Source organism: Marinobacter sp. L-13, assembly GCF_056857715.1.
Window position 1 is genome coordinate 80,438 of record NZ_JBSXNQ010000048.1, and the last position, 6,312, is coordinate 86,749.

A 6,312-nucleotide genomic window follows, 5' to 3' on the forward strand; every position below is an offset into this window, starting at 1 on the left:
ATGCAGACGAATCTGGTTCAACAATTTGCTAACACCAAGGAAGGCCAGGAAGCCGAGTCGATCCTGAGGGCCTGTGTGCATTGTGGCTTTTGCACCGCGACCTGCCCGACCTATCAGGAACTGAACGACGAGCGTGATGGTCCTCGTGGCCGGATCTACCTGATGAAGATGTTCCTGGAAGGGGCGGAAGTTACCGAGAAAACCCGCGAGCACCTGGACCGCTGCCTGACTTGCCGCAGCTGTGAGACCACCTGTCCGTCCGGTGTCCAGTATGGGCGTCTGGTGGACATCAGCCGCGGTCTGATGGAAAAGGAGATGCCCAGGGAGCCGAAAGACAAGTGGCTGCGCTGGGCCCTGGCGCGGGTGATTCCCAACCGCCAGTTGTTCGGTGTTCTGCTTCGTCTGGGGCAGGTTTTCCGCCCGGTATTACCGGAAAAACTGCGCACCAAGGTGCCGCCCAGAAAGCAGGCCAGCCCCTGGCCTGCAGCCAGTCACAGCCGTATTGTGCTGGCACTGGCCGGTTGCGTGCAGCCTTCGGCCACTCCGAATACCAATGCAGCCGCCGCCCGGGTTCTGGATCGGCTCGGCATTACCATGGTGGAAGCCCCGGAGGCTGGCTGCTGTGGTGCCGTGAATTATCACCTTTCCGAGCACGAGAAAGGCCTGGAAAGAATGCGCCAGAACATTGATGCCTGGTGGCCCGCTATCGAGGCGGGTGCTGAGGCAATCATCATGACGGCTTCCGGTTGCGGGGCGATGGTTCAGGATTACGGTCATCTGTTGAAGGACGATCCGGTCTATGCCGCTAAGGCCCAGAAGGTGAGCGAGCTGTGCACCGATCTCGGCGCCTTTTTGCTGAAACAGGATCTGGAAAAGCTCAAGGTCCGGCAGGACCCGGGCAAGGTGGCATTCCATTGTCCCTGCACCCTGCAGCACGCCATGAAGCAGAACGGTGTGGTTGAGCAGGTACTGACACGGGCGGGTGTTAACCTGGCTGCGACCAAGGACAAGCACCTTTGTTGCGGGTCTGCTGGCACCTATTCGGTGACCCAGCCGGAGATGAGCCAGAAGCTGCTTGGTAACAAACTGAAGGCTTTGACCGTCGACAGTCCGGACCGCATCGTGACCGCCAATATCGGTTGCCAGATGCACCTGGAAACCAAGTCGCCGGTGCCGGTGCAGCACTGGATCGAGCTTCTCGACCAGTAAAACCGAAATCGGGGCCGGATGAGGTGTTCATCTGGCCCCGAGCCTATCTGCCCCCAAGCCCGGGGCTTTTTTCGCTATACTGCCCTGCCAAATTACCGAACCACAGGGAGTGGAACCGTATGCCAAGGATGATGGCTGGTCTCGTTTTGTCTTTATTTCTCACTTCAGCAGTCAGTGCCGAGGTATACACCTGGATAGACAGCCGGGGCGTAGCGCATTTTTCCGATTACCCGCCGGGAGAAATTCCCCATAAGCAGCTTGACGTGCAGGCGCCTGTCACGGTGCCGATGTCCGAGAATCTCGGGCAAGGCAAACGCGTGTCAGGAATCCGCAAAGAGGTTGAAGGCCTGCTTGCCTCCGGTCGCCCGAGGGGCTCCGGAGCAACGGCAAAAGAAAAGGCCGATGCCGAGCTGGAGAAGACCTGCGCAACCTATAGAAGCAAACTGGAGCGGATCCAGTCCAAACTGCGGGCGGGCTATAGCAACGACAGGGGTAATACCCTGAGGCAACAACGCAGGACGCTCAGCCAGAAGCTGAGTCGGGAATGTATCCTGCGTTGAACGGGTTTGTCGTCAGGCGCGCTTGAAGCTGGCCAGGGCGACAGCGGCGGTCACAAACAGGCCGCCAAATACGCGGTTCATCTGCCGCTGGCGCCGGGCTGTGGTCATAAACCGGAACAGCTGGCTTGCCAGCAGGGCGTAGCCGAGCATCACGAGGCAGTCCACCAGAATCAGTGTGATGCCCATGGTGAGCAACTGCGGGCCATGGGGTGCGCCTGCTACCAGAAACTGTGGAAACAGGGCCACCAGAAAGACCGTGGCCTTGGGGTTGGTGAGGTTCACGAACACGGCATTCCAGAACCGCTTGTACCCGCTTACGGGCTGACGGTCATCGTCCATGGATTCCATCACAGGCTCTCGCCATTTAGAAATGCCCAGCCAGATCAGGTAGGCAACACCCAGCCATTTGATAACCGACAGGGCGATGTTGGAGGACGCGATGATGGCGCCGAGGCCGGCACCCACCAGCAGAATCTGGATGCCAAAACCAAGCTGCAGCCCCATGATTGCCGGCAGCGATCGGCGAACGCCGTAACGCATACCATTACTCATGGTATTGATCGCCCCTGCACCCGGGGACACACTGATCAGAACGGCTGCAACAAGGAAGGTCAGCCAGGCTGCAAGTGACATGATTTACGCTCCCGAAAAAGCCAACAGATACACGGTATAAGCCACGAAGGCAAGTAGCAGGGCGCTCCCTTCAAACCGGTTGACACGTCCGGGCCCGCGGAAGCCATAGCACATGGCAAACAGAACCAGGGTGAGGGCAGCCATTACCGGGAAGTCACGGGTGAGCACTTCTGGCGCCACCGGCATGGGGGCAATCAGTCCTGCAATCCCCACGACGGCAAGGGTGTTAAACAGGTTGGAACCCAGAATGTTGCCCAGGGCCAGATCATGCTCTCCTTTGCGGGCGGCAATGATGGATGAGGCAAGTTCCGGAAGTGATGTACCAACGGCCACGATGGTCAGGCCGATAACCAGATCGCTGATGCCAAAGGTGGTCGCCAGATCAACCGCACCCCACACCAGTATGCGGGAGCTGATAATCAACAGCAGCAGTCCGACCACCAGCCATAAAATGGCTTTGCGCACTGGCATTGCGTTCACTTCTTCGGTCATCTCCTTAGCGAGAGCATCGTCTGGTTGCCGAAGGCCCTGGTAGATGCTCCAGCCAATCAGTACAACGAAAGCCAGCATCAGGCCGATGGCATCCATCCGGCTCAGATCCCCGTCCCACAATTGCCAGCCGGCAAAGCCGGTGACCAGAATGAGAATGGGTAGCTCCTTTCGCATGACCTGGGAGTGAACGGCGATCGGCGCCAGCAGGGCTGTGATGCCCAGAATCAACGCAATGTTGGTGATATTTGAGCCATAGGCGTTGCCCAGAGCCAGACCGGGATTACCCTGCGAGGCCGCCAGTGCAGACACGGCCATCTCTGGCGCAGACGTGCCGAAACCCACCACAACCATACCGATGAGCAGTGGTGGCATACCGAAGTGGCTGGCTGTGGTAGCCGAGCCTTCCACAAATTTGTCCGCACTCCACACCAACAGAATCAGACCCGCGATGATCGCCCCAATGGCCATCAGCATTTCAATCACTCCTTGTCGTCAATTGCCGTCTCGGCAGCGCAAGGATTAATGGTGCCACAGGTTCCGGCAATAGGTACAAATGCGCTTCGACCATAAAACCGATCCCGCTGTAATTGATTTCAATCAACCCTCGTATGGCCGCAGCAATGTTAGTTTGGTTAAACATTGATCAGGAAAGGAGTTGATGACATGGCAAATGGAAATCAAAGCATCGTAGTCGCGTGTGACGGTTCGGAGCATTCATCACACGCCGCCAAAATGGCAGCAGAGTTTGCCAAAGCGACGAGCCAGCCACTCAAACTGCTTGCCGTCTTCCCCGGTACCAAGCTCGAGAGACTGATCGTAAGTGGCATACCGCAGAGTGACATTGACGAACAAGCCAGCGAATACGGACGCAAGGCATTTGATGCCGCGAAGCAGGCGGTAAGCGGGATTGTTGAGCCGGCGGAAGAAGTCCTGCTAAAGGGTGATCCGGCCAAGGAAATCGTCGAGTACCTCGATGAACATCCCGGCTCCCATATGTTTCTGGGGCGCCGCGGCGACTCTACGTTGAGAAGCCTCACTCTTGGCAGTGTGAGCGAGAAGGTCGTCAGGCATTCCCATCGTCCGGTGACGGTGGTTAGTGAGTAACCGGCAAAACTTGGTAGACTCTCCAAAGCCCGCATGAAGCGGGCTTTTTCATTTCTGATCCTCAATGCACTCCATGTTTCGCCACAATTCATGCGAAAAACAACCGAGATAGCTCTGTGGCAGAGACTTTATGCTGACCGGGTAAATTCAACGAAACGAGGTGGCTATGAAGACTGCAGAGTTGATTGAGAAGTGGCTTGATAAGTGCGACCTGGCGAGACTGGCCCAGGAGCGCTACAAAGAAGATCCGAGCCCCACCAATTACTCGGAACTGAAAAGGGCCATGTGTGAGCGACGGTTGATGGAAGAGCGCATTGATCCCAGGACTAGCAATGCCCAAAGAATCCCAGCATGAGTCGGCTTTCTAGGGCGTCAGAAACAACAAAACCCGCACAAGGCGGGTTCTGTCTGAATTCTTAATGGTGCCCGGAGGCGGCACCATTTTCATGTCTCATACTGTTGCGAGACGTCCTTAACTGTCTGATCTGTATTATTAAATCTTCCTGATCGCTTCAATTTCAGTATCGTCTCGTCTTATCAAGTCGCGTGCAATCGCACGTCTAATGATGGGACAGATGAGGGGGCATTGAGCTTCGGGAGGTTAGAGAATGCCTAAAATTGCAGCAGAATTGATGGCTGTTCAGGTTAAACGGCTAAAACACGGAACAGTAAAGCAAGCGAAGAACGGCAAAAAGATTGGCGACCCCTGCCCAGCGCTTCATCCGGTAGGTGGCGTTTCAGGGCTTTGTTTATATTGCCGGCCACCAACTGGATCAGCCCAGTTTGGCGCGCGCTCTTGGATATTAAGAACGGTCGTTGGCTCGCGGCGTGTCGATCTGGGATTGGGCTCTTACCCTCAGGTTTCTTTGGCCAAGGCGAGAGAAAAGGCTGGAGAACTCAAAGAACGAATCCGTATTGAAGGCTATGACCCGATAGCGGCAAAAAAAGAAGTTAAATCGAAGCTGCTAGCCGAGCAAGCGAAACAGAGAACGTTTGCAGATCTGTCGTGGCAATACTATGACAAAAAGTGCCTTGAATTTAAGGGACGCGAGCCGGAAAAACAGGCGCGGAGACTTAAACAGCACCTTGAGGACTATTGCCTACCGTTGCTTGGCCAAATCCTAATCTCAGACCTTGAAACCCGACATGTGGTGCAAGCACTCAATGAAATCTGGATGGATAAAACTCCGACTGCCGAGCGCGTGCGAATCACGATACACAATGTGTGCGAGATTGTTCGAAATGATGGCGTGTTCCGGAACGGATTGAACCCAGCCCAGTGGCGCGGAAACCTGGAGCATTTCCTTGCGTCTCCTGCTGCTATTCATGATGAAGAACATCAGCCGACTGTTGGATATAAAGAAATTCCCGGTTTTTGGGCGCTACTTCAGGAGCGCGACACCATTCCTGCGAGGGGGTTGGAGTTTCAGATACTCACAGCAGGTCGTCCGGGAGAGGTTAGATTTGCAGAGTGGAACGAAATAGATTTCAAAGACAAACTTTGGACGATTCCCGGATGGAAAGTGAAGGGGAGAAAAGACAAGAGCAAACCTCATAAAGTACCGCTCACAAAACGGGCCATCGAGATTCTGAAGTCGATGCCGCGTGATGGGGCATATGTCTTCCCAGGATATCGTGGCAAAGCAACGATGAGTGAAAATGCGCTCAATAATGTCGTTAAAGATATTCACGACATTGACCTCAGGAATGGAGGAAATGGGTTTCTGGATTCCGAGTCGGGGAAAATTGCAACCGCTCACGGGATGCGGGCAGTGTTCAAAGATTGGGCAACTGAAATTAACCACGCAGCGGACGAAGTATCGGAGCTTGCACTGTCGCATATCGATACTTCGTCCACGCGAGAGGCCTATTGTAGTAGCCCCCATTTAAACCGGACACCTTGGTAGAAGCAAAGGCCTAGGCATAGACCTAGTGCAAAGGAGTGTCCAAAGTGGAGAGAATCGAAGTCATAACCGGAGTGCAGCGCCGTCGCCGGTATTCCGCGCAGGAGAAGGCGTTCATGGTTGCTGAATGTGAGCAGCCAGGCATGTCAGTATCGCTTGTAGCCCGGCGTCATGGTATATCAGCAAGCCTGTTGTTCCGTTGGAAGAAGCTGATGAAAGACGGTGGCATGTCCGCGATTGAATCCGGTGATGAGGTTGTAAGCGCATCTGAGGTGAAAGCCCTGAACAAGAAGGTTCGGGAGCTGGAGCGGATGTTAGGCCGTAAGACGATGGAAGCTGAAATACTCCGGGAAGCCCTGGAGGTGGCTCAGTCAAAAAAGTTGATCTCGCGCATGCCGTTGCTGCCACCG

General features: G+C 55.2%; 7 protein-coding genes and 1 pseudogene. 6 read left to right on the plus strand and 2 right to left on the minus strand.

Features of this window, described 5'->3' with window-relative positions; genetic code table 11:
• Both glcF and AC13DD_RS07405 read left to right on the plus strand, forming a co-directional pair.
• Entirely contained in the window at positions 1 to 1,209 is a 1,209-nt protein-coding gene (gene glcF / locus AC13DD_RS07400) for a glycolate oxidase subunit GlcF (RefSeq protein ID WP_273094737.1), read from the plus strand.
• A gap of 119 nt (positions 1,210 to 1,328) precedes the next feature.
• Complete coding sequence (locus AC13DD_RS07405) at positions 1,329 to 1,769, plus strand: DUF4124 domain-containing protein (RefSeq protein WP_273094735.1); 441 nt, start codon at positions 1,329 to 1,331, stop codon at positions 1,767 to 1,769.
• A 12-nt stretch (positions 1,770 to 1,781) separates the two neighbouring features.
• On the opposite strand, the gene rhtB is transcribed toward AC13DD_RS07405, so the two are convergent.
• Positions 1,782 to 2,402, minus strand: coding sequence for a homoserine/homoserine lactone efflux protein (rhtB, locus tag AC13DD_RS07410; RefSeq protein ID WP_008169293.1), 621 nt, complete (start codon positions 2,400 to 2,402; stop codon positions 1,782 to 1,784).
• A 3-nt stretch (positions 2,403 to 2,405) separates the two neighbouring features.
• The gene (locus tag AC13DD_RS07415; RefSeq protein WP_273094732.1) at positions 2,406 to 3,368 is read right to left on the minus strand and encodes a calcium/sodium antiporter; all 963 of its coding nucleotides are present in this window, start codon (positions 3,366 to 3,368) and stop codon (positions 2,406 to 2,408) included.
• A 189-nt stretch (positions 3,369 to 3,557) separates the two neighbouring features.
• Between AC13DD_RS07415 and AC13DD_RS07420 the strand changes: the two genes are divergently transcribed.
• From AC13DD_RS07420 to AC13DD_RS07435, 4 genes and pseudogenes are all read left to right on the plus strand, one after another.
• Positions 3,558 to 3,998, plus strand: a complete 441-nt coding sequence (locus tag AC13DD_RS07420; protein WP_008169297.1) for a universal stress protein — start codon at positions 3,558 to 3,560, stop codon at positions 3,996 to 3,998.
• A gap of 166 nt (positions 3,999 to 4,164) precedes the next feature.
• A complete protein-coding gene (locus tag AC13DD_RS07425; RefSeq protein WP_008169300.1) occupies positions 4,165 to 4,353 on the plus strand; it encodes a hypothetical protein in 189 nt (62 codons plus the stop codon).
• A 253-nt stretch (positions 4,354 to 4,606) separates the two neighbouring features.
• On the plus strand, positions 4,607 to 5,905 hold the full coding sequence (locus tag AC13DD_RS07430) for a tyrosine-type recombinase/integrase (protein WP_482931031.1): 1,299 nt from the start codon (positions 4,607 to 4,609) through the stop codon (positions 5,903 to 5,905).
• Between the two features lie 44 nt (positions 5,906 to 5,949).
• Positions 5,950 to 6,312 (plus strand): annotated as a pseudogene (locus tag AC13DD_RS07435) (transposase); the annotation flags it as partial.

Coding starts and splice junctions, on each gene's coding strand:
- AC13DD_RS07405 (WP_273094735.1), top strand. CDS start 1,329: ATGCCAAGGATGATGGCTGGTCTCGTTTTGTCTTTATTTCTCACTTCA.
- rhtB (WP_008169293.1), bottom strand. CDS start 2,402: ATGTCACTTGCAGCCTGGCTGACCTTCCTTGTTGCAGCCGTTCTGATC.
- AC13DD_RS07430 (WP_482931031.1), top strand. CDS start 4,607: ATGCCTAAAATTGCAGCAGAATTGATGGCTGTTCAGGTTAAACGGCTA.
- glcF (WP_273094737.1), top strand. CDS start 1: ATGCAGACGAATCTGGTTCAACAATTTGCTAACACCAAGGAAGGCCAG.
- AC13DD_RS07425 (WP_008169300.1), top strand. CDS start 4,165: ATGAAGACTGCAGAGTTGATTGAGAAGTGGCTTGATAAGTGCGACCTG.
- AC13DD_RS07415 (WP_273094732.1), bottom strand. CDS start 3,368: ATGCTGATGGCCATTGGGGCGATCATCGCGGGTCTGATTCTGTTGGTG.
- AC13DD_RS07420 (WP_008169297.1), top strand. CDS start 3,558: ATGGCAAATGGAAATCAAAGCATCGTAGTCGCGTGTGACGGTTCGGAG.